Consider the following 23,664-nt stretch of genomic DNA (forward strand, 5'->3'; position numbering starts at 1 on the left):
GAAACCACAGTCAGCTCGGGGAAGGCTGCTGTTCGGCCGCGGGCGGCCCGGAGGTGACGGTGGTGCCGGCCGGGTCGGCCGATCGCCGCAACAGCCGCACAAAGTCCTCAATGGACAGCGTCTCACCGCGACGGGACGGGTCGATGCTGGCGGCCAACAGCCGGTTCGCCGACTCGTTGCCCGAGCCGGCCCACTCCGCGAACGCGTTGCGAGCCGTCTTGCGCCGCTGCGCGAACGCGATGTCCACCAGCTGGAATACCTGACGCCGGAAGGCTTCGTCGGTGGGCCACCGCGGGGCGGCATGGCGGTCGATGCGAACCAGCCCGGAATAGACGCGCGGGATCGGCCAGAAGACCGTCGGCGACACCATGCCGCACCGCCGAACCGCGCCGAAGAACCGGACCTTCACGCTCGGGACGCCGTACTCCTTGCCGCCCGGTTCGGCGGCCAGCCGTTCGGCCACCTCCGCCTGCACCATGACGGTCACGGTCTGAATGGACGGGAATTCGGCGAGCAGATGCAAAATCGCGGGCACCGCGACGTTGTAGGGGAGGTTGGCGACGACCGCGTTGGGCTGGGCGGCCAGCTCGTCATGCCGAAGGGTCAGGACGTCGCGGTTGAGCACGGTGAGCCGGTTGATCTCGCTGCGCGAATGCTCGGCGACGGTTTGCGGCAACCGCTCGGCCAGCACCGGGTCTATCTCGACGGCGGTGACGATGGCGCCGCGGTCGAGCAGGGCCAACGTGAGTGAGCCCAGTCCGGGGCCCACCTCGAGGACGTGGTCGGAACGGCCTATCCCGGAAGTCGCGACGATCCGGCGGACCGTGTTGGCGTCGTGAACGAAGTTCTGCCCGAGCGATTTCCGTGGCCGAAGGTCAAGTTCTTTGGCAAGCCGCCTGATCTCGGTGCGACCGAGCAGCCGGATGGTCAGTTGGCACCAGCTCTTCCGCTGCACACCGGCCAGGCGCCCCAACCCTGACGCTCTCGGGTGACCTCGGCGATCGCGATCTGTTCTTCGCGGGTGGCCAGGTCGGCGCGCGAAGCGAATCGCAGCCCACCGTTGCGCTCCCACGTGCCCTGGTCGAACTGGACGCCACCGTAGTAGCCGTTGCCGGTGTTGATCGCCCAGTTCCCGCCGGCCTCGCAGCCCGCGATCGCGTCCCAGATGGATCCGTTGGTGACCGGTGGCACATCGGTGCCGGGCCGCGTACCCACCCGCACCACGGCCTCACGGGCCGGCGTGATCACGGTATTGGCGATCGGCAACCGGCCGGTCTCGACCCCGTTGACCGTGGCCACCGCGAACGTGACGTCCTGGGTGCCCGGGGCTCCCGGGTCTTCGACCACCTGGCGGCTCATGTTCATGTCTGGGTCCTCGACCCGACGGGCATTGGGCGGCAACGGCATCCGCTCGGTGACCCGCTGGATCCGGTTACGCGTCACCTGGATCTCCATGCCGTCGACGATGGGCGAAGCCGCGTTGGGTACCGCCTGATCGCCCTCGAGGAGGGGCGCGCCGGCGGCGCTGAGCAGCCCCCCGACGTTCGGTGCCGGCAGGTGGACCGTGCGGGTCGCGCCGGCGTCGTTGATGCGAACCGTCTTCGCGCTGACGACGGGCAGCGCCATCCCGGCCAGCGGGACCCGGCTACCGCGGGAGGCCGCGGCGGGGGCCGTGTCGGTCATGGCGAGTTGGGCCAGCGCCTCGTCGACGGTCGACGCCGTCGTCCACACCTGCTTGGTGTCGTGGCCGTCCAGCGAGATCTGCAGCGGCCGGCTGCGGCGGAGCACGATGTTGGCGGCGTCGTGCACCTTGACGTCTCCGGCGGGGTACAGGTCGTCGCGCTCGTCGACGGCGAAGCCGTTCTCCTGGACGATGTCGATGACCCGCGCCTTCATGGTCGTCACCCGCATCGCGATGCCGTCGACGGTCAGCGTCACGGTCTTAACCGCGGAGACCGCGTACCCACCGGCGAACGCCAGAACTACTAACAGTCCTCCGACAACAAGCCGCAACATCGGAGATGGGGTCTGATGAAGTTTTGTTAATACAGTCAACGCGCGTCTATCCCGACCACAGCAAGCACTCCAACGACCTAATCAGCACCAAGCGACAAATAAGGGCCCGTAGGCCCCACCCTTTCGATCACAAGACGGTAACGAACCGGCCAATGTTGAGCAACTCCGGCGCGAGTTTGTTTACGGAATCGCCAGGTTCGGCGTCTTAGCCGTGAGCCAGTCCGTAGACCCGCCGAGCGTTGTTCGTGGTGGCCTGTGCCAGCTCTTCGGCTGGACGACCGACCAGTTCTGCGACCGCTCGCACAGTATAAGGAAGGCAGTACGGCTCGTTCGGCGACCCGCGGTAGGGGTGCGGCGTCAGGAACGGCGCATCGGTTTCCACCAGCAGCTGCTCCAGCGGTATCAGCGGGACGGCTTCCCGCAGGTCGCGGGCGTTGTGGAAGCTCGCCGTCCCGGACAGGCTGAGAAACCATCCGGCGTCCACGCACCGGCGGGCCATCGCGGCATCCGACGAGAAGCAGTGGAAGATCACGGCGTCGGGGGCGCCTTCGGCCGCCAGCACGTCCAGCACCTCGGCGTCGGCGTCCCGGTTGTGGATCATCAGCGGTTTCCCGCACCGCTTGGCCAGGTCGATGTGCCAGGCGAAGGCTTCCCGCTGGGTCTCCGGCGCCGCGCAGCCGTCGAGGCGCCCGGGCCAATAAAGGTCCAGGCCGGTCTCGCCGACGGCCACCACCCTGGGATGCGCCACCAGCCGCTCGATCTCGACGCGTGTGCCCTCGTCCAGCGCAGCGGCGCGTGTCGGATGCAGCGCCACCGCGGCATACACCCGCGGATCCCATTCGGCGGCCCGCGTCACCCACCGCGCCGAGTCCAAATCGTCGGCGATCGTGACCACCGCCTCCACCCCGACCGCCGCGGCGCGTTCCACGATGGCGCGCACGTCCTCGGCGTCCCGCGCACCGCAGGCGTCGAGGTGGGTGTGGGCGTCGACCAGGGGGGCCAGCGGTTCCGGCGCGGGCGGGGCTTCTCGTTCTCGGCGTTCTCGGGGTTTGGAGCTCACCGGCACACAATAAGGTGGACTCTCGATGAGGCCCTTCTACGTCACGACCGCGATCACCTACCCCAACGGCGATCCGCACGTCGGGCATGCCTACGAGTACATCGCCACCGACGCCATCGCCCGGTTCAAGCGGCTCGACGGCTTCGACGTGCGTTTCCTGACCGGCACCGACGAGCACGGCCTCAAAATGGTCGAGACGGCAGCCGCGGAAGGCGTACCGACCGCCGAGCTGGCCCGGCGTAACTCCGATGTGTTCCAACGGTTGCAGGAGAAGCTGAACATCTCCTTCGACCGGTTCATCCGGACCACGGACGCCGACCATCACGAAGCCTCCAAGGCGATCTGGCAGCGGATGGAGGCGGCGGGCGACATCTACCTGGACAGCTATTCCGGTTGGTACTCCGTGCGCGACGAGCGTTTCTTCGTCGAATCCGAGACCGCGCTTGTCGACGGGACGCGCGTCGCCGTCGAGACCGGCACGCCGGTGACCTGGACCGAGGAGCAGACCTACTTCTTCCGGTTGTCGGCGTATGCCGACAAACTGTTGGCCCACTATGACGCCAACCCGGATTTCATTGCGCCCGAGGTACGGCGCAACGAGGTGGTGAGTTTCGTCTCCGGCGGCCTGCGCGACCTGTCGATCTCGCGCACCTCATTCGACTGGGGCGTGAAGGTACCCGATCATCCCGACCACGTCATGTATGTCTGGGTCGACGCGCTGACCAATTACCTGACCGGGGTGGGCTACCCCGACACCGAGTCGGAGCTGTTCCGCCGCTACTGGCCGGCGGATCTGCACATGATCGGCAAGGACATCATCCGGTTCCACACCGTCTATTGGCCGGCGTTTCTGATGTCGGCCGGGATCGAGTTGCCGCGAAGGGTTTTCGCGCACGGCTTCCTGCTCAACCGTGGCGAGAAGATGAGCAAATCGGTGGGCAACATCGTGGACCCCGTTGCCCTGATCGACACCTTCGGCGTGGACCAACTCCGCTACTTCCTGTTGCGGGAGGTCCCGTTCGGCCAGGACGGCAGCTACAGCGAAGACGCGATCATCACCCGGATCAACACCGATCTGGCCAATGAGCTGGGCAATCTGGCCCAGCGGTCGTTGTCCATGGTGGCCAAGAACCTGGACTCAGTGGTGCCGACCCCCGGCGAATTCACCGCCGAGGACACCGAACTGCTCGACGTCGCCGACGGCCTGCTCGAGCGTGTGCGCGCCGAATTCGACAGTCAGGCAATGCATCTGGCGCTGGAGGCGATCTGGCTGATGCTGGGCGCGGCCAACAGATACTTCTCGGCTCAGCAGCCGTGGGTGCTGCGCAAGAGCGAGTCGGAAGCAGACCAGAAGCGATTCGCGACGGTGCTTTACACCACGTGCGAAGCGGTTCGCATTGCGGCGCTGTTGATTCAGCCGGTGATGCCCGGCTCGGCGAGCAAGCTACTCGACCTGCTCGGGCAACCGCCCGAGCAGCGCAGCTTCGACGCCATCGGCACGAGGCTGGTGCCCGGCACCGCGCTGCCGGTGCCGACCGGCGTCTTCCCCCGCTACCAAGTCGACTAGCCGCCCGCGAAGCGAACGGTGACACGCCGTTGGCGTCGGTCATATTCGCGCCGATCTCGATCATGTCAATAGCGTTGCTATTATTTGTATCGGCGCTAATATGACGGGGTGGCCATTGAGGATCGCCGCGCCCGCGACCGCGCCGCCCGTCGTCGGCTGATCACCGCCACGGCGCGCAGGCTGGCCGAACAAGAAGGTTGGGACGCCGTTACCACCCGTCGGCTGTCCGCCGAGATCGAATACAGCCAACCGGTGCTCTACAAACACTTCTCGGGCATGGAAGACATCGCGGCGTCGGTCGCCGTCGAGGGATTCGGCGAACTCGCGGAGGCGCTGCGCACCGCGCGCCACGGTGCCACCGACGGCCGGGACGCCCTGGACCGAGTCGCTCAGGCGTTTATCGGGTTCGCCCGGGAGAACCCCGCGCTGTTCGACGCGATGTTCACCCGCAGGACAACGTTGCAGTTCGCCACCGCGGACACCCCTGCCGAGCTGGCCGCGGCCTTCGCCGAACTCCGCGCGGCCGTCGACACGGTCGCGGGCCAACGGGATCCCGACACGCTGACCGAGGTGGTGTGGGCCGCACTGCACGGCCTGGTCACCCTCGACCGCAGCGGCCGGTTGCGCCCGGACCAGCACCCCGCCCGCGTCGACATGCTGATCAGCGGATTCTGCGGCGCCCCCGCCCCGACGAGGTGAGTCGGCCGCTTCGGGGAAGGCGCCGCGAAACCGAATCGAGTGCGAAAAGGGAAGGCGCCGCCACGTTCGGCGTGCTCATCTGAGCGAAGACCTCGTGTATAGCCTATGTTATGCGCCATAATCGGCCGGTGGAGCGACGACGTAATCGGCAACATGGGGATTCGCCGATGACGACCTTGAAGCAGCTGCCGGCACTCGTGGTGCTCGAGCGGATCCCAATTCCCGTGCTGGCCATCGAACATGACGGCGCCATCCTGTTTTCCAACGCCGCGTTCGCCGAGATGATGGGCTACGAGCCCGAGGAGGTCTTGTCACTCCGGTTCCATCAGATCTTCCATCAGGCGCCGGCCTCGGAATCGTTGTTATCGGTCGTTCATTCCCTGGCGAACATGGTCGTCGAACTGGCGCACAAGGACGGCTCGGTCGTGCGAGCCCTGATGAGCAAGTCGGCAGCGATGCGAGCCGACGACCAATTCGTGCTCGCGGCTTTCCAGGATCTGACCGAGCAGCTGTGGCAAGAAGACCGCTAGCCCCTCAGCGGCCGATTGCCGCGGCCGTCTCGCACCGTCTCCGATAGCGGCGCGGCAGGCCGCCGGAGACCATCAGCCGGAAGTGGCTGAACGACGCGTCACCGGCCACTGCCAGGCGCGGCAACGCCAGCGGGTCGCAATGGCGATCCGCGAAGCCCGCCGTAGTGGACAACGCCCAGCGGATGCCGCGGCGACGCAGCGCGTCCTTGGCCCGGTTGTCGAAATCCTGCGGTCGGCCGTTGGGGTACGCGAAAACACTTGCTAAAGAACCAGTCTCGCGTTCGAGCGTCGCGCAGGAAGCGGCGATCTCGCGCTCGACCTTGTCGTCGTCGCAGCGGGCCAGGATCGGGTGGGTCACCGAGTGTGGATGCAGCGTCACCAGCCCGTCGACGACCATGGCCCGGGCTTCGTCCCAGCTGAGCACCCGGAACGGACCTCCGTCGCCGTCGTCGCGGTACCCCAGTGCGCCGAGAATCCCGTCCAGGACGGCGATGCGGTCCGCATCGGGCAAGTTTTTCAAACCCTCAACCGCGACGGCGTAGGCCTTGCCGCGGTTGCCGCTGCCGTCGAGCGAGCAAACTCCGCGTCCCAACGCGGCAAGGTCGATCTCGTTAGCCGCGGTGCGGGCGATCGCGAGCCAAAGCCGGTCAGGCCACAAGGTTTCGCCGCTGTCCATCGGGCCGGTCGCCAAGAACACCGCCGCGGGCAGTCCCAGCTCGCGCAGCACCGGGACCGCGTGCGTGGCGAGGTTGCGGGTGCCGTCGTCGAAGGTGATCGCCAGTGCGCGCGGCGGCAACGTGCCCCCGGCGAGCCGATCGAGCGCCTCCTCAAGCGGAAGAACGTTGAAATGCCTACGGATGTACTCCAATTGACGGCGGTATAACGCCGAGCCGAGCACGTGCCGGCAGACCGGTGTAAGCGGTTCGTCTTCGACTCCATGGAACATCACGATGGCGACCACATCCCGGTGCCGCCGCCGCGCGAACGCCGGCACGCCGGCGGCGCAGAGAAGTTTTGCCACGACGTTCTTGAGGGCCGGGCGGGCCGCCAAGTCTCTCAGTCGTGACATCAGGCGCCAAATGCTAGCGGCGCCGCCATGATTCGCGCCTGGTGCGCCACACGATCACACCTACACCGACTATGGCTACTGCGATCCAGCCTGCGCCGAACCACCACAGCCAGCCGAGATCGGAGTGGCTCTGCGACCCCGCGGCCGGACCGGCCACGGGTGAGTGTTCGACGGCGACCGGGTCCTGTCCCCCCGGTGCGGACACCACGGCCACGCCCTTGAGGCGTTGCCAACGCTTGTTATCGGCGTTGAGCCACCGAAGCAGCTCGTCGAGCTGTGCCGGTGCGCCGTTCGACGTGGCCACCAACAGGGACCTACCCCGGTCGAAAACCGTTTGGAGAGAGGCGAACCGAAGGTTGGGGTCCAGCGCGAGCTTGGCCGGTTTACCGTCGGATTGGATGGCGTTGACGGTGATCGGCCCGCTGGGTCCCGCGGACACCGGCAGCACGACATTGGAGTGGTTCCACCCGTCGGCAGAAATCAATATCGCGGGATCCGACGAGTCGATCGCCTGCTGCACACTCGTGACCGTCGTGTAGAGCGGGACGGAGCTTATTCGCTGCAGGCCCACCACGAGGTTGATCGCCCGTACGGCGTCGATCAACGAGTGCGGCTCGATGCCCACCTGCACCCGGGGCATCAACGACTGTGGCACCGATTGAAACCCGTCCGGCACCGGTGGCGCTGCGGGGGTGCTCTGTATCGTGCTGTCGCCGTTGATGTTCAACGTGAGGAGCTGATTGCCGGGCCCCGCAGTGTAGAAGTCTCCGCAATGTCCGACGTTCGCCGCGACGTCGAGAACCAGGTCAAGGCTGGTGTACCGCTGCAGGAGTCGGTCCGGCACGTCGACCCAGCGGTCGATGGTGCCATGGCCGTCGGTCGGCCAGTGGTCGATGGTCTCCGGACCGACCGCCACGGTGATCTGGCCGGCGATATTGCCCGGAGTCGGCGTGTAGGAGCCCTGCAGATGCACGCGCAGGTCGTGCACGGATCTGCCGAACCTGGTCTGGTCCAATCCGATCGACACTCGCGGTTGCAGTGACGTGGCGTTGACGACCGGCTGCCCCAACTCGCGCAGCGCGACGCTGTCGCCGGGCCGCTGCAAGCTGGGCTTCAGTTGTTCCACCGCCGCCTTGGACGACAGGGCCAGCTGAGACACGTCGTTGAACAGCACGGCAGTGTTCGATTCGTCGGACTGGCCGAGCGGTCCCGACATCAATAGCCACGGCACACCGGCGGCGCCCTGCAGGGAAAGCCCGTTGTCGGGGCCCTCTTTGACGACAATCTGACGTTCCAGCGCTTGCGGCGGCGTCGGCGGTGCCGCCTGTCCTTCGGCCAACGGCGTCACGGATATCTCCGGGGTCTGCCTGCCGTAGTGACTGGCCACGGAGGCGGCCAGTTGAACGGCGGTGTCGGCCTCGTTAGCGGACGGAGATTGCGGCAGAAAGATGGATAGCTTCCGCAGCACCGGGGGCAGGAAATGGGCCACCGTGGTGGGCGGCAGTTCAACCCCGGTGTAGGTGACCGACCCGTTGGTCAGGCGAAGCGGGCTCTCCGGGTACAAGCAGTACCCGTCGAGCGGCACCAGGTAGGAACGCAGCGTCACCGTCAACCAGTTGTCATTGACTTCCGCTCCGGCCAACGGAATGACGAGCGGCGATTGATCGGCGGAGGGCAGATTCAGTCGGGCGATGGTGCGCTCGCCCTGCGTCACGGTGATCAACCCGGACCGCAAGTTGATGGGCAGCTCGACGGTGGTGTTCACCGCCGTCGGTGTCAGCCCGTGCAGCACAGGCACGGTCAGCTGCTGGCTGCTCGTCAAACCCCAGAACTCCAGGGTGGGGGTGGACCCAATGTCGGTCAGCGACAGGGTCGGCGAGTCGGCCGCGGTCGCCGGGTCGCCGGGCGCACCCCACGACGCCGGGGCGCTGATCACCAAAAATCCGGTCACGGCGGCCAGCGCAACCGCTTTGCCCAGACGTCTCGGGTACATCACCGGAACAGTATGCATCGTTGGATGCGCGTCAAGTCCCACTTACCGAATCAACGGCTAGAGGACCGCGAAAGAGGGTGCGGCACATCCGGCCCGAACTTCGGCACCCGGAGCCCAGGGCGGTCAGGGCTCCGTCGAGGCGTCGGTGCGGGCCGCGACGGCCGGGGCGTTGCGCATCATTTCGCGACCGAGGAATTGCCGGAAGTACGGGAGTGACGCTTCCGTCACGGTGCCGGGCAGCAGCAGTTCCAAGATCTGCCGCAGGCGCCCGGAGATGTCGACACCGGTACCCCTGTTCGCGTCATGGCGCGCTATCGCGTTGGATACCAAGCGCGTTCCGAACATCGCCCCGACGAGGAACTCGGACAGCACTTCGGGGTCGACATCCTTGCGAAGGTCTCCCTCGCCGATCGCCCTCCTGGCCTCCTCGGCGATCTTCGCTGCCAGGTCCGCGTAGAAGCGCGCCGCGGCCTCGTTCAATCCGCTTAAGGCAGAGGCCAATTGCTCAGCGGTGCGAACCGTCTTGTCCGTATTCAGCACTTCGACGATGGTGAAGGCGCCGTGCAATAGGTTCTCCAGCCCCGGCGATGACGACCCACACACGTTCCGGAAGGCGGTGAGAAGAGCGTCGGAGCCCTCCTTGAGGATGTCCGACGCCAGCGATTCCTTGGAATCAAAGTGGTGGTACAGGGCGCCCTTGGTCATCCCCGTCCGCTCGATGATCGCCCCCCACCCGGCGGCCGCGTATCCGACTTCGCCGAACACCTCGATTGCGGCATCGAGAATCTTGCGTCGAGTGGCTTCGGACCGGACCTGGCGCGGCATCGTTTTGCTCCTCCAGATCCGCGATGGCTGCGAGGACGTCGTCACTCTGGGCTCGCATCGACCGCCAAGACGTCCAAGGTTAGCAGCCGCGGCCACCGCGAGCGTGCCGTCCGGTCGGCCTGGCTGCCGTTATGGCGAGTCTTCTCCGGTCGAACTCGCGTTGACGGCGAGGGCCGCACGCCGCCTTAGGAATTGGCGGAAGTAATCGGTTCGGTCCGGCTGCAGGATGCCACCCAGGATGAGCATCCAGCATTTCTCCAGGTCGAGCAGGAACCTTTCCGGCTCGTCCAGATTGCTCGTTTTCCGCAACCCCATATGCAGGGCCACCATCAGGCGGCCAACGTCGTCGGGATCGCAGTTCTCGCCGATGTCGCCCTCGTCTATGGCTTGCTGAACGACCGCCGAGAGGGCTTCCACCCATCCGCCGAGCATCGTGTCCTGCAGACCTTCGGGCTGCCCGACCGATTCGATCAGATTCAGCCCGGCCCTGACCAGATCCGTCTTGATGTCTTGAACGGCGATCAGGTACGAGAAGTCGATGAGGGTTTCCAGACCCGAAAGCCCCCTCGTCAACAGGTCTTCCACCGCTACCGTGGCCGCGGCGATCTGCTTGTTGATGAGCTCCACCGCCAGGGCGTGTTTCGACTTGAAGTGGAAATACATCGCGCCCTTGGTCAGCTGAGCCTCAGCCAGGATGTCATCGAGCCCGACGTCGTGATAGGGCCGGCGCGAACTGATGGGACGCAGCCCGCAGAATCTGCCGCCGCGTCGCGTCGGCGCGTCCATCGGTCGAGTGGGTCGTCATCGGGATGCCAGCTCAGCTCTCATCGGCCGCGAAGACGCGACCCTCATGCGGAGGCGTGAACCCGACACGAATGCCGGGGCCTCCCGCGTCGGGGCGGACAACGCAAGTGTCCTCGTCGGGGGCTGCGACCCTGACCTGTTCGATCGCCATCAGGTTGATGAGCAGGGCATACACCTCGGTTCTCAGGCGGTCTGAAGCGAAACCGACCGGCCACCCCCGGGCAGTACTTGGGCCACTTCTGAGATTAGCAGCCACAAACGCCCGGCTTGACGGTCCCGCAAATACCTGTAGTGCGGATCACACGATCTTTACAGACTATTAGTATGGTTTGTACGCTATTATCGGTTTGTCAGTTTGTGTTCAGAGATGGCCCAAACCCATGGTTCAGGCTTTTGAACAGCAAATACGCCCGGCCCCGGGCCACCTGCAGGTTGTGAGGAGAAGTTAGATGCCGGTCGTGACCACGAGGCCACGTGCGCAGGCAGCGTCAGCAGGTGGACCACCAGGGAAAGGACTAAGTGCCTTCGCCGCCGCGGGCGAAATACTCTTCGCTAGCGGTATCGCCCTATTCGATACTTTAAGTATGTTTGGTTGCGGAATGCCGGTGCTGCAGTACGGCGCGCCCACGGCCGAAGCCGACCTGCCTCCCGCCGGAGTCAGCGCGTCTTCGCGTGCGGCGAGCCGGGCCGCTGAGGGCAGGGCGTGAAGTGATCGATTTCGGCGCCTTTCCCCCGGAGTTCAACTCCGCGCGGATGTATGCCGGTCCCGGTCCCGTATCGCTGATGGCCGCCTCGGTGGCCTGGGACGGCCTTGCCGCCGAATTGCATTCCGCGGCAAGCTGTTACCGGTCGGTGATCGCCGGATTGACGAGCGGGCGCTGGATGGGTCCCTCGTCGTTGACCATGGCGTCCGCCTTCGCGCCCTACATGGCGTGGACCGCCGGGGCGGCCGCGCGGGCGGCCGAGGCGGCCGGTCAAGCCAGGCTCGCCGTCGAAATCTACGAAGCCGCCTTCGCGATGACCGTTCCCCCGCCCGCGGTCGCCGCTAACCGGGTCCAGCTCGCGACGCTGATCGCCACCAACTTCTTCGGCCAGAACTCGGCGGCGATCGCGGCCACGGAGGCCGAATACGGCGAGATGTGGGCGCAGGACGCCGCGGCCATGTACGCGTACGCCGCGGGCTCGGCCGCCGCGTGCGAGGTCACCCCGTTCAGCCCGCCGCCGGACGTCACCAACCCGGCGGGGGTGGCCAGCCAGAGCAGCGCGCTCGCCCAGGCCGAAACGTTGACGGCCACCCATACGTCGCTCTCGAACGTGGTGTCCTCGGTGCCCAACGCCCTGCACGGGCTCTCGTCGCCGATGATCGCCAGCACCCTCACCGACGCCGGTACCGGCGCCACGAGCACCGTGACCAACTCGGCCAGTTCGTCGCTGATGTCGAGCCTCGCGTCCAGCGTCCCCAGCGCCATTCCCACCTACTTCATGGCCGCAGCGACCCCGCTGTACGGGATGTCCTCCATCCTCGGCATGGCCCAGACCGGCCAGGGTTTGGCGAACGGCGCGATGGCGGCCGCGAACGCTGCGGGCGCTGCCGCCTCCGGGGCCGCGAGCGCGGCAGCGGGCGCGGCGAGCGCGGGCGCGGGCGCGATCGGCTCGCTCGGATCCGGCGTGATCGGCAGCCTGGGCAGCGCAGCCTCGCTCGGCCCACTGGCGGTGCCCGCCAGTTGGACCAGCGTGATCCCGGCGGCGCACAGTGCCGCCTCGGCTTTGCCGACCATCAGTCTCGCCGGCGCCAACACGCCGCCCAGCATCATGGGGTCGCTGCCGCGCCTGGCCGCCGCGTCCGGCAAGAACCTCGGGCCCCGGTATGGGGTCATCCCGACCGTGATGACGCGCCCGCCATCCGGTGGATACGCATAGGCCGTCACATCAACCGACCAAGCACTCGTTACGGAAGGAGCGGTAAGTGAAGTACACGCCCACCCAGATCGCCGGCGTGACGATCATCGACCTCGAACCGCAACGTGATCACCGCGGCTTCTCCTCCCGCACCTTCTGCGCCGACGAATTCGCCAGCCGCGGGCTGACTTTCGACGTCACCCAGACGAACATCTTCTTCAACTACACCCGTGGCACCGTGCGGGGCCTGCACCATCGGGTGCCGCCGTACGCCCAAACCCAACTGGTCCGCTGCACCCGCGGCGCCATCGCGGCCGTGGCGGTGGACATCCGGCCCGGGTCGCAGACCTACGGCGACCACGTGATGGTCGAGTTAAGCGCGGACAATTACCGCGCGCTGTTCCTGCCGCCGTTTGTCGCGCATGGCTTCCAAACCCTGATCGACGACACCGAAGTCAGCTACCACGTCAGCGGTGAGCGGGCACCCTCCGACGAGCAGGGATTGCATTGGAACGACCCCGAATTCGGGATTGTCTGGCCGCTGCCGGTCACGGTCATCTCCGAGCGGGACGCCAGTTGGCCATCGCGAACGCCGACCTTCACGCCAATCGAGAGGGCAGCGTCATGTCTAAGCCGTTGATGACCCGGGAATTGGTGGATGTCGTGCACGCCGAACCAGGGCCGCACAACCGGAGGCCTGCCGGCATGATCCCGTCGGCTCGCCACCAAACGAGCGCTTTACCCGTCACCGCCGCTTCGGCGCCCTCCCCCGCGGGGAATGCCGTCCGGCGCTGGCAGCAGCAGTATTCGCAGCATCTGCGCATCAGCGACACCGTGATCGTGTGTGCGTCGGTGTTGCTCGCGCAGTACGTCCGATTCGGTGAAATCGCCAACACCTCGGGTTACTCGGACGTAGTGATGACGATGTTGTCATTCCTGTTCGCGGCGCTGTGGCTGTCATCGCTGGCGGTATTCCAAACGCGCTCAACGCGAGTCATCGGTGCCGGCATCGACGAGTACCGGCGGATCGGCAGCGCGTCATTCTGGACGTTCGGAATCATCGCGATGGTGACCTTGCTCGCCAAGGTCGACCTGGCCCGCGGTTACCTCGCGATCGCGCTTCCCGTCGGGACCATGGGCTTGCTGGGGAGCCGCAGCCTGTGGCGCAAGCACATCCGCCAAATGCGCGCGAACGGCCAATGCCAGACGACGGTCCTGGCGATCGGGGACCGCCAGGCGGTTTCCCACCTTACCCATGAACTGACGCGCAACCCGCTGGACGGCTACGCCGTCGTCGGTGTGTGCATTCCCGGCTACGGTAGACCGCGCGGCAATGCCCTCACCCTCGGCGGCCGGGCGGTGCCGATCCTCGGTGACGTCAGCGACGCGGTGGCGGCGATTCAGCGCTGCGGCGCCGACACCGTGGCGATCACGCAGACGGACCACTTTGGGATGCACGGAATCCGAGAGCTGATGTGGCAGTTGGAGACGATGGACGTCGACGTCGTGGTGTCGCCCGGCGTGATGGACGTGGCGGAGACGCGGTTGACCCTGCGTCCCACGGCGGGCATGCCGTTGCTGCATGTCGAGAAGCCGCAATACGAAGGGACGCAGCGCTTTCAGAAGCAGGTCTTCGATTTCCTCTTCTCGCTGGCGGCCCTCATCGGGACGGCGCCCATCCTCATCGCGGCGGCGATCGCCGTCAAGCTCACCAGCAAGGGCCCGGTGTTCTACCCATCCGAACGGATCGGCATCGACGGTAAGCCCTTCAGAATGCTCAAGTTTCGGACCATGATCGACGGCGCAGATACACAGATCGATCACCTCTTGGAGCTGAACGAAGGCGCAGGCGGCGTGCTGTTCAAGATGCGCCAGGACCCACGGGTCACTCCCGTCGGCAGGATTCTGCGCAGGTTCAGCATCGACGAGCTGCCGCAGTTCATCAACGTCCTCAAGGGCGAGATGAGCGTCGTCGGGCCGCGCCCGCCATTGCGGCGGGAAGTCGAGAACTACGACGGTGACGTCAAGCGGCGGCTGCTGGTGAAGCCGGGCGTCAGCGGATTGTGGCAAGTGAGCGGCCGATCCGACCTGTCCTGGGAAGAGTCGGTGCGGTTGGACCTCTCCTATGTCGACAACTGGTCGATGTCGGGTGATCTGATGATCATCGCCAAGACGATTAAGGCCGTTCTCACCAGTCACGGCGCATACTAGGGAGTCATGACTGAGCCGACGACCCCTGCTGCGGTCGTCCCATCGGTGCCGCTGTCGCGGATGGCTCACGCGTTCTCGATTCAACTCATCTGCCGGGCACTGGGCATGCTGGCCTCGGTGGTCTCGGTGGCGATGACGGCGCGCTACCTGGGTCCGGGCCGTTACGGCCAACTCTCCATCGCGGTGCTCTTCATCGCCGTGTGGACCAGTCTGGCCGATCTCGGCATCGCGACCGTGATCGTGCGCCGCGTGACCTCGGGCCAGGGCGACCTCGAGCGTCTGGTGCGCGTCAACAGCGGCATGGCCCTGATCTATTGCGTTCCGCTGGCGTTGTTGGCCGCCGGCTCCGGCTTGCTCATCTATCACGACGCCGACGTCCGAGTGATGCTCGTGGTGCTGTCCGGGGCGCTGCTGATGCAGACCATGACGACGCGGTTCGAGCCGGTGTTCTTGGCCACCGTCCGGTTCTCGGCGGTGGCCATCTCCGACGTCGCCGGGCGCCTGGCCGCGCTGGCCATGGTCGTCGGCTTGGTCGCGGCGCGGGCGGACGTCGTCTGGTTCGCTGTCGCGCAACTGATCCCGCCCGCCCTGCAATTGGTGATCCAGGGCACCGCGGCGATGCGGCACATTTCGGTGCGCCCAATCTTCGCGCCCCGGGAGGCCGCGGATCTGTTGCGGGAAAGCCTGCCGCTGATGGGGTTTCTGGTCGTCGGACTCCTGTACTGCCGCGCCGACGGGGTGATCCTGTCCCTGCTGAGCACCCACTCCGAGGTGGGCGTGTACGGGCTGGCCTTCACCATCGCGTTCAACACCATTGTGGTCTCACTGGTCTTCCTCAAGTCGACGCTGTCGACGGCCACCGAGCTGTTCTCGCGTGACGTCGCCGCGTTCGCCGCCTTCCTGCGCCGCAGCGTGGAGTTGATGTACTTCGTGGCGATCCCCGTCGCGGTGGTCGGGGCGCTGTTGGCCGGACCGCTGATCGGGTTGTTCGGCGATAAGGGGTTCGTCGCCCGCGGGACGCCGACGCTGGCGTTGCTGTTCGTGGCGGCGGCCCTGCGATTCATCAGCGGCACGCTGGGCCAGGGTTTGGTCGCCAGCCATCATCAGCGGGTGTTGCTCTGGCTGACGGTCGCCACCCTGGTGCTCAACGTCGCGCTCAACGTCGCGCTCGCGGGCCGGCTCGGCGCCGTCGGCCCCGGCATCGCGCTGGTGTGCACGGAGTTTTTCAACCTGGCGGTGAGCAGCTGGTGGCTGCGCCGGCACTGCGGTTACCGTACGCCCGTGGCGTTCTTGCTGCGGGTGCTGATACCGACGGCAGCCAGCGTCGCGGCGACCCTGTTGCTCCGGGGTCACCACGTGGTTCTCGTCCTCGCGGTGGCCGCCGTCGTCTACCTCGCCACCAGCGCGGCCGCCGGCCCGCTGCGCTGGTCGGACCTTGCCTCCTTGCGCCGAAATCGGCTGGCGGCATGAAGCGTGAACTGGACCGGCAATATCTGAAGGGCCCGGTCGGCGGCGCGGCCGGGCTGCCACCGGTCCGGCCGCTTGCCGTGCTGATCGTGGCCGGGTGCGGCCCCGACACGCTCGAGGGGTGCCTCGCCGGTGTCGCCGAGCAACTGCCCGGGCTGGCCGTCTATGTCTACGCGACCGGCGTCTGTAGGGAAGTGGCGGCCCGGCACCCGTGGGTCCACTTGGTGTCGGGCGCGGCGAAAGTTGGCTTCGCCGAGGCCTTCAACGCGCTGGTGGGGCACGCCCCGAGCGACGCGGATCTGCTGCTGCTGGACGCCAGAGTCCGCCTGTTGGGACCGCTCACCCGCACCCGCGAGTTGCTGCGCGGACCTCGGGTGGCCGCGGTTTCGCCGATGGCGCGGGGCGACACCACGCCCGGCTGGGCGCCGTGGGACGTCGCAACCCGCCGCCGGACCCTGGTTCGCGAGCTGGCGGCGGGCAGGCGGCGGGGCTCACCGTTTTCACGCCGCTACGCCCGGCAACCACCCGAATCAGAGGGCGTCGACGGCGAATTGGACCCCACCTGCCTGGCGATCAACCGCGCGGCGTGGAACACCGTCGGGGGCTTCGACGAGGAGTTCATCGGCGTCGCAGCGGCGGCGGACTGGCAGGCCCGCGCCCGCGCGGCGGGCTGGCGGCTGCTGCTGGCCGATGAGATCGGCGTCGAGGGTGCCGGTCTCGGCGACGAGGAGAGCACCGCCGCCGAGGGCCGCCGCGAGCGGGATCTGGCGCGAGCCGATACCGCGCTGCTGCTCGAGCATCAGCACAGCGTGCACCACGCCGACGCGTACCTGGCCGGTACCACCCTGCTGCGGTCGCGGCGGAGCCTTCACGGCGGCCGCCGCAAGGACCTGCCCGCGATCGTGATCACCACCAACCGCCTGGTCTACGGCGGCGCCGAGAGGCAAAAGGCTTTGCTGGCAACGGAGTTGGATAGCCGGGGTTACTCGGTCACCATCGTCTGCGTGCAACGGTTCGGCCCAATGATCGCCGAGATTCCGGACACCGTGCGCGTGGTGCGCCAGCCGTGGTGGGCGCCCGTCGTCGATATCCCCGAAGGCCCGGCGGTGCTCATCACCGCCGACACCAACACGGAGGCGGGCTTCGCCTCACTGTGGCGTGCGGGCGCGGCCGGCCGGCGCTGGTTGGTGGCTCCGCATGTCCCTCCCGAGCAGGACCGGCCCATTTACTCGCGGCCGCTGACCGCCGCCATGCGCCGCGCCGACGGCTTCATCGTGTTGGCCCAACGGCATTGGGACATGCTGGTCGCCCAGCATCGGTTGTGGGGACGGCACTTCGTTGCGCCCAACGGCGTCGCCCTCGCCGGTGACCCGGCGCCCCGGGTTCGCACTGCCGGTGAGCCGCTGCACCTGGTCATGCTCTCGCGGATCGTCGAGCACAAGAACCCGCACCTACTGATCGAGGCGCTCGGCGAGCTGCCCGATATGCCATGGCGGCTCTCGGTTTTCGGTGACGGCCCGGATCGCGAGAGGTTGCAGGCGCTTACTCCGGCCGGCTTGCGCGATCGGGTGCAGTGGCGGGGATGGTCAGCCGGGCCCGGGCCCGCGCTGGCGGACGCGGACCTGCTGTGTGTCCCGAGCCGGTCCGAGGCGTTTCCGCTGGTGATTCTCGAGGCGATGGCCCGGGCCGTTCCCGTTGCGGCGTCGGCGATTTGCGCCGTGCCGGAAATGCTCGATTTCGGCAGGGCGGGATTCCTGGTCGAGCCGGTGTCGGTGGCGGGGTGGCGGGAGAGCCTCGCGCGGATCCTGGCGGAGCCGGACGCGTTGCCGCCGGTCGGGCGGCGAGGCTTCGAACGGATGCGTAAGCACTACACCGTCGAGGCGATGACCGACGCCTACCTCGAGGCGATCAATGCGGTGCTGTGAACGCCCGCTGGGGGCAATGGCTTTCGTCCAGGCCCTACCGCTCGTATCGGAGGATCCTGGCCACCGTGCGGGGTGACGTCTTGTGCTGCCCGAACCCGCTGTACAGGAAATACCTGGGTTCCACGTAGAGCTGCTCGATGCCCGTCGGCACATCGGCGAAGCACTCGGACAGGGCGGTGTCGATGAAGAACGCATCGGAACCGGAGTGGGAGTTGCAACAGACCAGGCGGTAGTCGAAGCGGGCGAACAGCTCGGCATAACTGCTCAGCGACGCCCCGAAATAGTCGTCGGACTGCCACACGTGCTCGGGGTCGTAGGCGATCTGAAACTTCACCGGCGGGGGGAACTTCCCGTTGTATTCGACGATGAAGAGTTTGGGACGGATGCCATCGGCCAGGAGTTTCTCGACCAGGTAGATGTCGTTGCCGTCCAGGTCGAGGGAGACCACGTCGACCTGGGTGGCGTCGATCCTCCGCAGGCAGGACCGGGCCAGCGCAACGATATTGTCCGCCGTTATCCACGCCTTCTCGTAGGCGAACCGCGGGTGGTCCTCGAGGGCCACGGCCAGGTCCTGTCCCCCGACCCAGAAGCCCTTCCAGCCCAGGGCCGCAAGGATCAGGGTGTTGTTCTCGGTCCCGTCGCCGACACCGAACTCCGCGAAGACGCCGCCGTCGAGCCGGCCGATGCGGCGCAGGATCTCCAGCGTTATTCCGTCCTCGTCGGTCGCCGAAAAACACTTTTTGCCCGCGCGATTGAGCGGGTTGGGATGGTTCGCCTTCAGCGACTGGGAATGATCGAAAAGGATCAGATCCTTGAGCTGGTCCCGCGTTTCACTGCCGAGAATGCGCCGGACCTTCTGCCGGAGCGTCTCTTTCGGCGGCGGTGTAGCGCTTTTGGCCATTGGAGACCAAAGCTATCACGGCCCCGCATGACTATTCCCGGCATTCGCTGAATAGCGGTGCTGCACAACGCCCGTCCGCGCCGAAATTCGGTCCCGATTTGCTTGCCGATGGCGTTGCGGGTGCCGTAGGTTCTCCATTGTCCCGGTGTTTGCTCAAGGCGCGGGTCATGCTCGGGAGGGTCTGATAGGCGTGTTGTGCCGCATCTGCAATTCGAGCACCAGTCTGGCGTTCACTCACCGGGTCCTCGCCAAATACGACTGCAAGTACTACTTCTGCGACAACTGCGGCGGCCTGCAGACCGAAGAGCCGCATTGGCTGGACGAGGCCTACGCCAGCCCCATCGCGGCGGCGGACACCACCATGCTGTGGCGCAATCAGTATCTTGCACGGGCGATGTCGGTGCTGCTGTACTTCTTCTTCGATCGCCGCGGCCGGTTTCTCGACGCGGCCGGGGGCTATGGTGTTTTCACCCGCCTGATGCGGGACATCGGCTTCGACTATTACTGGACCGACAAGCACTCCCCCAACCTGACCGCGCAAGGCTTCGAGGCCGACGCGGGTCCGGGCCCGCCGTACACGGTGGTCACCGCCTTCGAGGTGATGGAGCATCTCGCCGACCCGGTCGGATTTGTTGCCGAATTGCTGGAGACCACGGGCACCGACACCATCGTGTTCACCACCGAACTCTTTGACGGCCGGCCCCCGCCACCGGAGGAATGGATGTACTACGCCTTTGCCACCGGCCAGCACATCACCTTCTATCAGAAATCGACGTTGGCGCTCATCGGAAAGCAGTTCGGCATGCAGTTCCACACCTCCAAGACGCGGTGGTGGCAGCTCGGGGGCATGGGTCTGCACATTTGGACTCGCGAGAAAATCAATCCGCTGGCCTGGCGGCTGCTGGCCTCCCCCCGCATCACGGGCCTCCTCGAGGGCCTGCCACGACGCGCGCTTCAGACACGGATGTGGACCGACGCCGACGTTTTCCTGCAGGCCGACAACGAGCAATGAAATCGCCCCGGGTACTTTGGCTTTCGCCGTGGACACGGCCGGCGGTGCGCGTGCAGGCCGAGGGGCTGTTGCGCCGCGGCGCCGACGTGTTGCTGGTGACCTCCGACCGGCACCCCGAGTCGGACGCCGCCCGCGACTACGAGCTGGTGCTCGATCCGCGGTTCAAAACCGCCGCCACCTGGCTCCCAACCTTCAAGGCGTGGCGCCGGATCCGCGAGTTTCGACCCGACGTCGTGATCGCCGAGATCGTCCGTGATCCCCGCTGGATCGCGTTGGCCGGGCGCGTTCCCCGCATCCAGGTGGTGCATGACGACCGGCCGCACGACCCCGGCGAACAGGTCCCGTCCTACGAACGCGCGGTGTTCGACCGGTGGGGCGCGCGCTCGGCCGCCACCATCACCTACAGCGAGTACGTTGCGGCAGCCGTCGCCTCGCGCCGCGATGTCGCCGGCACGCCCGTGTTTGTCGTGCCGCTCGCGAGTGATATTGACCCCCAACGCGTTCCGCCATTCGTGGGTCCCGAGGGTCGCCGGGATTTCGTCATGTTCGGCCGGCTCAACCCGTACAAGAACGTCGATGTCGTGCTCGAGGCGTGGCAGCACCATATCGTCGGCGGCGGCTGGCACGGTGACAACCTGGTGCTCATCGGCGACGGGCCGCTGGACCCCGCCGCGCTGCCCAAACACACGCGCTGGCGCAACGGCAGCTACCGCTACGCCGACGTCATCCCGACACTGGCCGCCGCGAAGGGTTCGGTCTGCCATTACCGACGCGCGTCACAAAGCGGCGTGCAGGTGCTCTCGATGCAGCTGGGGGTGATGCCGATCGTGTCGACGTCCGGCGGCCTGCCCGAGTACCAGCCGCCCGGCTGTCCCCCGATCGGTGTCGACGATGTCGCCGGAGTCGCCGCCGCGTTCGACCTGCTGGCCGACCCGTCGGTCGCGGCGCAGCGCGGGGCCGAGGCGGCGCGCTACTACGCGCAGCATTGCGACGTCGACATCGTCGCGGAGCGCTTCCTGGACGTCATCGACCGGGTGCTGGCGAGTCGGCGCTGAGCTGCCTATGCCGTCAACGTTCGCAAGCCATTCGAGCCTTCTTGAGGCGATCGGCGAGCCGGACACCCAGCGCAATGCCAAGCAGGGTCGGGTTGGCCTGACTCGACGTCGGCAGGACAGACGTGCTCGCCACGTATAGCCCGCACACACCGTGAACCTGTAGGTCCGGGTCGACGACGCCGCCATCGGGACCGTGCGACATGCGCGTCGTTCCGGCCTGGTGGTAGCCGGCGTGCCCGGCCAAGAACTCGCGGACGGCGCCCTCGACGTCGTCGGTCAGCCACTCCACTTGTCCGGCGCCGTGGCGGCGCAAATGTTCATCGATCACGGCGATGGCCCTGCGCACGCTTTGGTAATCGTCCTCGGAGAAGTGGATATGGGTGCGGATCCTGCGCACGCCGAGGGCGTCGCGGTCGTCGGCAAGCTCGACGCGGCTCTCCCAGTGCGGGAGGTGCTCGCCGTGGTAGTGCAGCAGATAGCGATTGTCCGCGCTCTTCACGAAGAAGCCCGGCGCCTTGCGGCCCCTACGGAGGAAGCGGGCATAGGAGAAGGCAATCGCAAACCGGATCGACGGGAACAGGTCTCGCACGATGTTGCGCAGGTGCGCGAGGATCCGCGGCGGACCGTCGGTTTGGGTGTGCTTCGCGCGGATGGCCTCCGCCAGCAGGAAGCGGCCGATCGGGGAGATGAGCGTGAGATAGACGCCGGAAAGGATGCCGCTTCCATGCTCCGGGTCGCTGATCGGCGGATTCACCAGCCACACAGCGGCATTCGGCAACCCCGCCTCGCGCTGCAGAGCCGGATCGAGGGTGAATCGCCGGCGCACGTACACTCCGTCCCCGTCCCGCTCGTAGGCGTAGCTGACCTGGTCGGTGGCGAACTGCACGCGCGCGACCCGGCCTTCGACGTGCGACATGTACCACCGCCCGAGGTGGCCGCTCGCGTTTCCAAGACCCGCCGGGTGATGGCGGTCCGAGGCGAGCAGCAGGCGGGTCGCCTCCAAACCACCGGTCGCGATGACGTAGTCCGCGGCGACGACGCTCCCCTGTCGGCCCTCGAGCGTCTTGACCACGAGGTGGTCAACGGAGTCACCGGCCGGCGTCGTCACGATCTCGGTGCAGGTGAGGCCGGTCCACACGGTGAGGGCAGAGGCCTCACGCAGCGCGTCCCGGTACTCACGGCCGAAACGCGTTGGCAGCGCCCAGCGTTCGAGGTCGGTTGTGCGCACGTCGCCGTCGGGCAGCCCGGCGATCAGGTCGTGGTGCGCCAGCTCCGGAATCTCCCGCGCGTTGAACGCCGCCCGGCCACACGCCGCCCAATCACAGGCACGCTGCAAGTAGGGTTCGACGTCCTCGTATCGGATCGGCCAGGGCGCCTGCGCGGTGAGCGGGCGGTCCTCGAAATCGATGGGGTCGAACTTGACGCAGCGGCCACCCCAGAGCGCGGTAGTCCCCCCCACCTGCCGACGGATCATCAGCTCGCTGCGCGCATGCAGATCGTCGTCCTGCCGGGAGTCCAAGGCCGACAACTCCTGGGCCGCTTCGTCTTTGCGTTCCAGTCCGCTCTCGATCAACGCCACCTGGATGCCGGCTCGCGCGAGTTCCAGCGCCGTCGCAATGCCGATCGCGCCGGCCCCGACGACCACGACGTCGGTCCGGACCGTCGTGTTCGGGGCGAACTCCCGGGGGCCGCGGATCACGCGGCAGCGCCCCCGCGCACCTCGGCCACCAGCGCGAGGAACCGCGTCAGGGTCTCCTGGTCCGGCGGCGCCGAGACGGCGCCGGCCGCTTCGGCGACCCGGCGTGGGTCGGTGGTGCTGTATAGGATTGCGCGGCAACCCGTTGCGCTGGCCGAGGAACCGAGGATCAGCCTGGGCAGCGCCCCGGGAGCGAGCGGATCGAGCTGGAGGGCCTGGCGCCAGCGTCGCACCAACTCCGCGTCGGCCCGCAACGCGTTCGAGAGCGCAGCGTACGACCGTTGCAGCACGCCGAACGCGAGATCCGCTGGGCGCGGCGGCGGATGGAAGAGATCGGCGCGCACCTGGCTCACCCCTTCCGGCGCGAAGGCTGCGGCGAAATCCGTGTCGAGCCCCTCGTCCTGTGAGACACCCCAGGCGCGTATCTTGCCCTGCTGGCGGGCGCGTTCGAAGAATTCTCGAAGTTCGCCGCCGGCGACGGTGTCCCCCGGCCGCGGACCGTGAACGAACAGGATGTCCACGTAGTCGACGCCCAGCGCCGCGAGACTCTCGTCGAGGCTGCGGGCCGCGGTGGCCGCGGCGTACACCCGGGCGGTTTCGGGTGCCGCCTGCTGCCGCTTGACCGCGCGTCGCAGCGCCGGCGCCTTGCGCAGCAGCGCCCGCGCCGGAGCCTGAAACCGGCCGAGGCGCCGGGCCATCCCCCCGACGTCGATGCCGAATTTTGTTGCCACGGTGACGGTGTCGCGCGGGACCGTCCGCAGGAACGCCCCGAGTTCCGCCTCCGCCCTGCCCAGGCCATACATCCGCGCGGTGTCGAAGTGAGTGATGCCGCTGTGCACCGCGGCGCCCAGCACGGCCATCCGTTCCCGCCGGGACGGCGACTGCATCAGACCGCCGCATCCGAAGCCGACCGCGCTCACTCTCAGCTGCGGCCC

Annotated in this window: 19 protein-coding genes and 1 pseudogene; 10 read left to right on the forward strand and 10 right to left on the reverse strand. The window is 67.2% G+C overall.

Features of this window, described 5'->3' with window-relative positions; all coding sequences use genetic code 11:
- Window positions 1-10: 10 nt before the first annotated feature.
- The 3 genes from rsmA to A5697_RS07155 form a co-directional block, all read right to left on the reverse strand.
- Window positions 11-964: a 16S rRNA (adenine(1518)-N(6)/adenine(1519)-N(6))-dimethyltransferase RsmA gene (gene rsmA, locus A5697_RS07145; protein WP_068009307.1), complete on the reverse strand. Its 954-nt coding sequence runs from the start codon at window positions 962-964 to the stop codon at window positions 11-13.
- The gene (locus A5697_RS07150; RefSeq protein ID WP_197500945.1) at window positions 928-2,055 is read right to left on the reverse strand and encodes a resuscitation-promoting factor; all 1,128 of its coding nucleotides are present in this window, start codon (window positions 2,053-2,055) and stop codon (window positions 928-930) included. Before A5697_RS07150 ends, rsmA begins: the two co-directional genes overlap by 37 nt.
- A gap of 166 nt (window positions 2,056-2,221) precedes the next feature.
- Complete coding sequence (locus A5697_RS07155) at window positions 2,222-3,082, reverse strand: TatD family hydrolase (protein ID WP_068009199.1); 861 nt, start codon at window positions 3,080-3,082, stop codon at window positions 2,222-2,224.
- Window positions 3,083-3,101: 19 nt separating this feature from the next.
- Here A5697_RS07155 and metG point away from each other — a divergent pair, with 19 nt between their 5' ends.
- From metG to A5697_RS07170, 3 genes are all read left to right on the forward strand, one after another.
- Window positions 3,102-4,643 carry a methionine--tRNA ligase gene (gene metG / locus A5697_RS07160; protein ID WP_068009203.1) on the forward strand — a complete coding sequence of 514 codons (1,542 nt, stop codon included), beginning with the start codon at window positions 3,102-3,104 and terminating at the stop codon, window positions 4,641-4,643.
- Between the two features lie 108 nt (window positions 4,644-4,751).
- Entirely contained in the window at window positions 4,752-5,342 is a 591-nt protein-coding gene (locus tag A5697_RS07165; protein ID WP_068009204.1) for a TetR/AcrR family transcriptional regulator, read from the forward strand.
- Between the two features lie 167 nt (window positions 5,343-5,509).
- Window positions 5,510-5,872 carry a PAS domain S-box protein gene (locus A5697_RS07170; protein WP_067200408.1) on the forward strand — a complete coding sequence of 121 codons (363 nt, stop codon included), beginning with the start codon at window positions 5,510-5,512 and terminating at the stop codon, window positions 5,870-5,872.
- Window positions 5,873-5,876: 4 nt separating this feature from the next.
- Here the strand turns inward: A5697_RS07170 and A5697_RS07175 are convergent, their stop codons facing one another.
- From A5697_RS07175 to A5697_RS07190, 4 genes and pseudogenes are all read right to left on the reverse strand, one after another.
- The gene (locus A5697_RS07175; RefSeq protein ID WP_068009310.1) at window positions 5,877-6,932 is read right to left on the reverse strand and encodes a polysaccharide deacetylase family protein; all 1,056 of its coding nucleotides are present in this window, start codon (window positions 6,930-6,932) and stop codon (window positions 5,877-5,879) included.
- 22 nt (window positions 6,933-6,954) lie between these two features.
- Window positions 6,955-8,952 (reverse strand): hypothetical protein, encoded by a 1,998-nt coding sequence (locus tag A5697_RS07180; RefSeq protein ID WP_068009206.1) that lies wholly within the window; start codon window positions 8,950-8,952, stop codon window positions 6,955-6,957.
- A 105-nt stretch (window positions 8,953-9,057) separates the two neighbouring features.
- Complete coding sequence (locus A5697_RS07185; protein ID WP_068009268.1) at window positions 9,058-9,759, reverse strand: TetR/AcrR family transcriptional regulator; 702 nt, start codon at window positions 9,757-9,759, stop codon at window positions 9,058-9,060.
- Between the two features lie 129 nt (window positions 9,760-9,888).
- Window positions 9,889-10,564, reverse strand: a pseudogene (locus A5697_RS07190) (TetR family transcriptional regulator).
- A gap of 707 nt (window positions 10,565-11,271) precedes the next feature.
- Between A5697_RS07190 and A5697_RS07195 the strand changes: the two are divergent.
- The 5 genes from A5697_RS07195 to A5697_RS07215 are packed head-to-tail and all read left to right on the forward strand — an operon-like array spanning window position 11,272 to window position 18,065.
- The gene (locus A5697_RS07195; protein WP_067944153.1) at window positions 11,272-12,483 is read left to right on the forward strand and encodes a PPE family protein; all 1,212 of its coding nucleotides are present in this window, start codon (window positions 11,272-11,274) and stop codon (window positions 12,481-12,483) included.
- A 46-nt stretch (window positions 12,484-12,529) separates the two neighbouring features.
- Window positions 12,530-13,102: a dTDP-4-dehydrorhamnose 3,5-epimerase family protein gene (locus A5697_RS07200; protein ID WP_067944147.1), complete on the forward strand. Its 573-nt coding sequence runs from the start codon at window positions 12,530-12,532 to the stop codon at window positions 13,100-13,102.
- Entirely contained in the window at window positions 13,087-14,673 is a 1,587-nt protein-coding gene (locus A5697_RS07205) for a sugar transferase (protein WP_068009313.1), read from the forward strand. Before A5697_RS07200 ends, A5697_RS07205 begins: the two co-directional genes overlap by 16 nt.
- A 6-nt stretch (window positions 14,674-14,679) precedes the next feature.
- Window positions 14,680-16,143, forward strand: a complete 1,464-nt coding sequence (locus tag A5697_RS07210; protein ID WP_068009270.1) for a flippase — start codon at window positions 14,680-14,682, stop codon at window positions 16,141-16,143.
- On the forward strand, window positions 16,140-18,065 hold the full coding sequence (locus A5697_RS07215) for a glycosyltransferase (RefSeq protein WP_068009272.1): 1,926 nt from the start codon (window positions 16,140-16,142) through the stop codon (window positions 18,063-18,065). The genes A5697_RS07210 and A5697_RS07215 overlap by 4 nt, the downstream gene beginning before the upstream one ends.
- 34 nt (window positions 18,066-18,099) lie before the next feature.
- Here the strand turns inward: A5697_RS07215 and A5697_RS07220 are convergent, their stop codons facing one another.
- Window positions 18,100-18,966 (reverse strand): hypothetical protein, encoded by an 867-nt coding sequence (locus A5697_RS07220; protein ID WP_068009274.1) that lies wholly within the window; start codon window positions 18,964-18,966, stop codon window positions 18,100-18,102.
- A gap of 145 nt (window positions 18,967-19,111) precedes the next feature.
- Between A5697_RS07220 and A5697_RS07225 the strand changes: the two genes are divergently transcribed.
- Together A5697_RS07225 and A5697_RS07230 are read left to right on the forward strand one after the other, a co-directional pair.
- Complete coding sequence (locus A5697_RS07225) at window positions 19,112-19,978, forward strand: class I SAM-dependent methyltransferase (RefSeq protein WP_156673193.1); 867 nt, start codon at window positions 19,112-19,114, stop codon at window positions 19,976-19,978.
- Window positions 19,975-21,033 carry a glycosyltransferase family 4 protein gene (locus A5697_RS07230; protein ID WP_067944135.1) on the forward strand — a complete coding sequence of 353 codons (1,059 nt, stop codon included), beginning with the start codon at window positions 19,975-19,977 and terminating at the stop codon, window positions 21,031-21,033. The genes A5697_RS07225 and A5697_RS07230 overlap by 4 nt, the downstream gene beginning before the upstream one ends.
- Before the next feature lie 13 nt (window positions 21,034-21,046).
- Here A5697_RS07230 and A5697_RS07235 read toward each other — a convergent pair whose 3' ends face one another.
- Both A5697_RS07235 and A5697_RS07240 read right to left on the reverse strand, forming a co-directional pair.
- Window positions 21,047-22,732 carry an FAD-dependent oxidoreductase gene (locus A5697_RS07235; protein ID WP_068009276.1) on the reverse strand — a complete coding sequence of 562 codons (1,686 nt, stop codon included), beginning with the start codon at window positions 22,730-22,732 and terminating at the stop codon, window positions 21,047-21,049.
- A complete protein-coding gene (locus A5697_RS07240; RefSeq protein WP_068009315.1) occupies window positions 22,729-23,655 on the reverse strand; it encodes an aldo/keto reductase in 927 nt (308 codons plus the stop codon). The genes A5697_RS07235 and A5697_RS07240 overlap by 4 nt, the downstream gene beginning before the upstream one ends.
- Between the last annotated feature and the right edge of the window lie 9 nt (window positions 23,656-23,664).

This window comes from Mycobacterium sp. E3251 (assembly GCF_001666835.1).
Taxonomy (GTDB): domain Bacteria; phylum Actinomycetota; class Actinomycetes; order Mycobacteriales; family Mycobacteriaceae; genus Mycobacterium.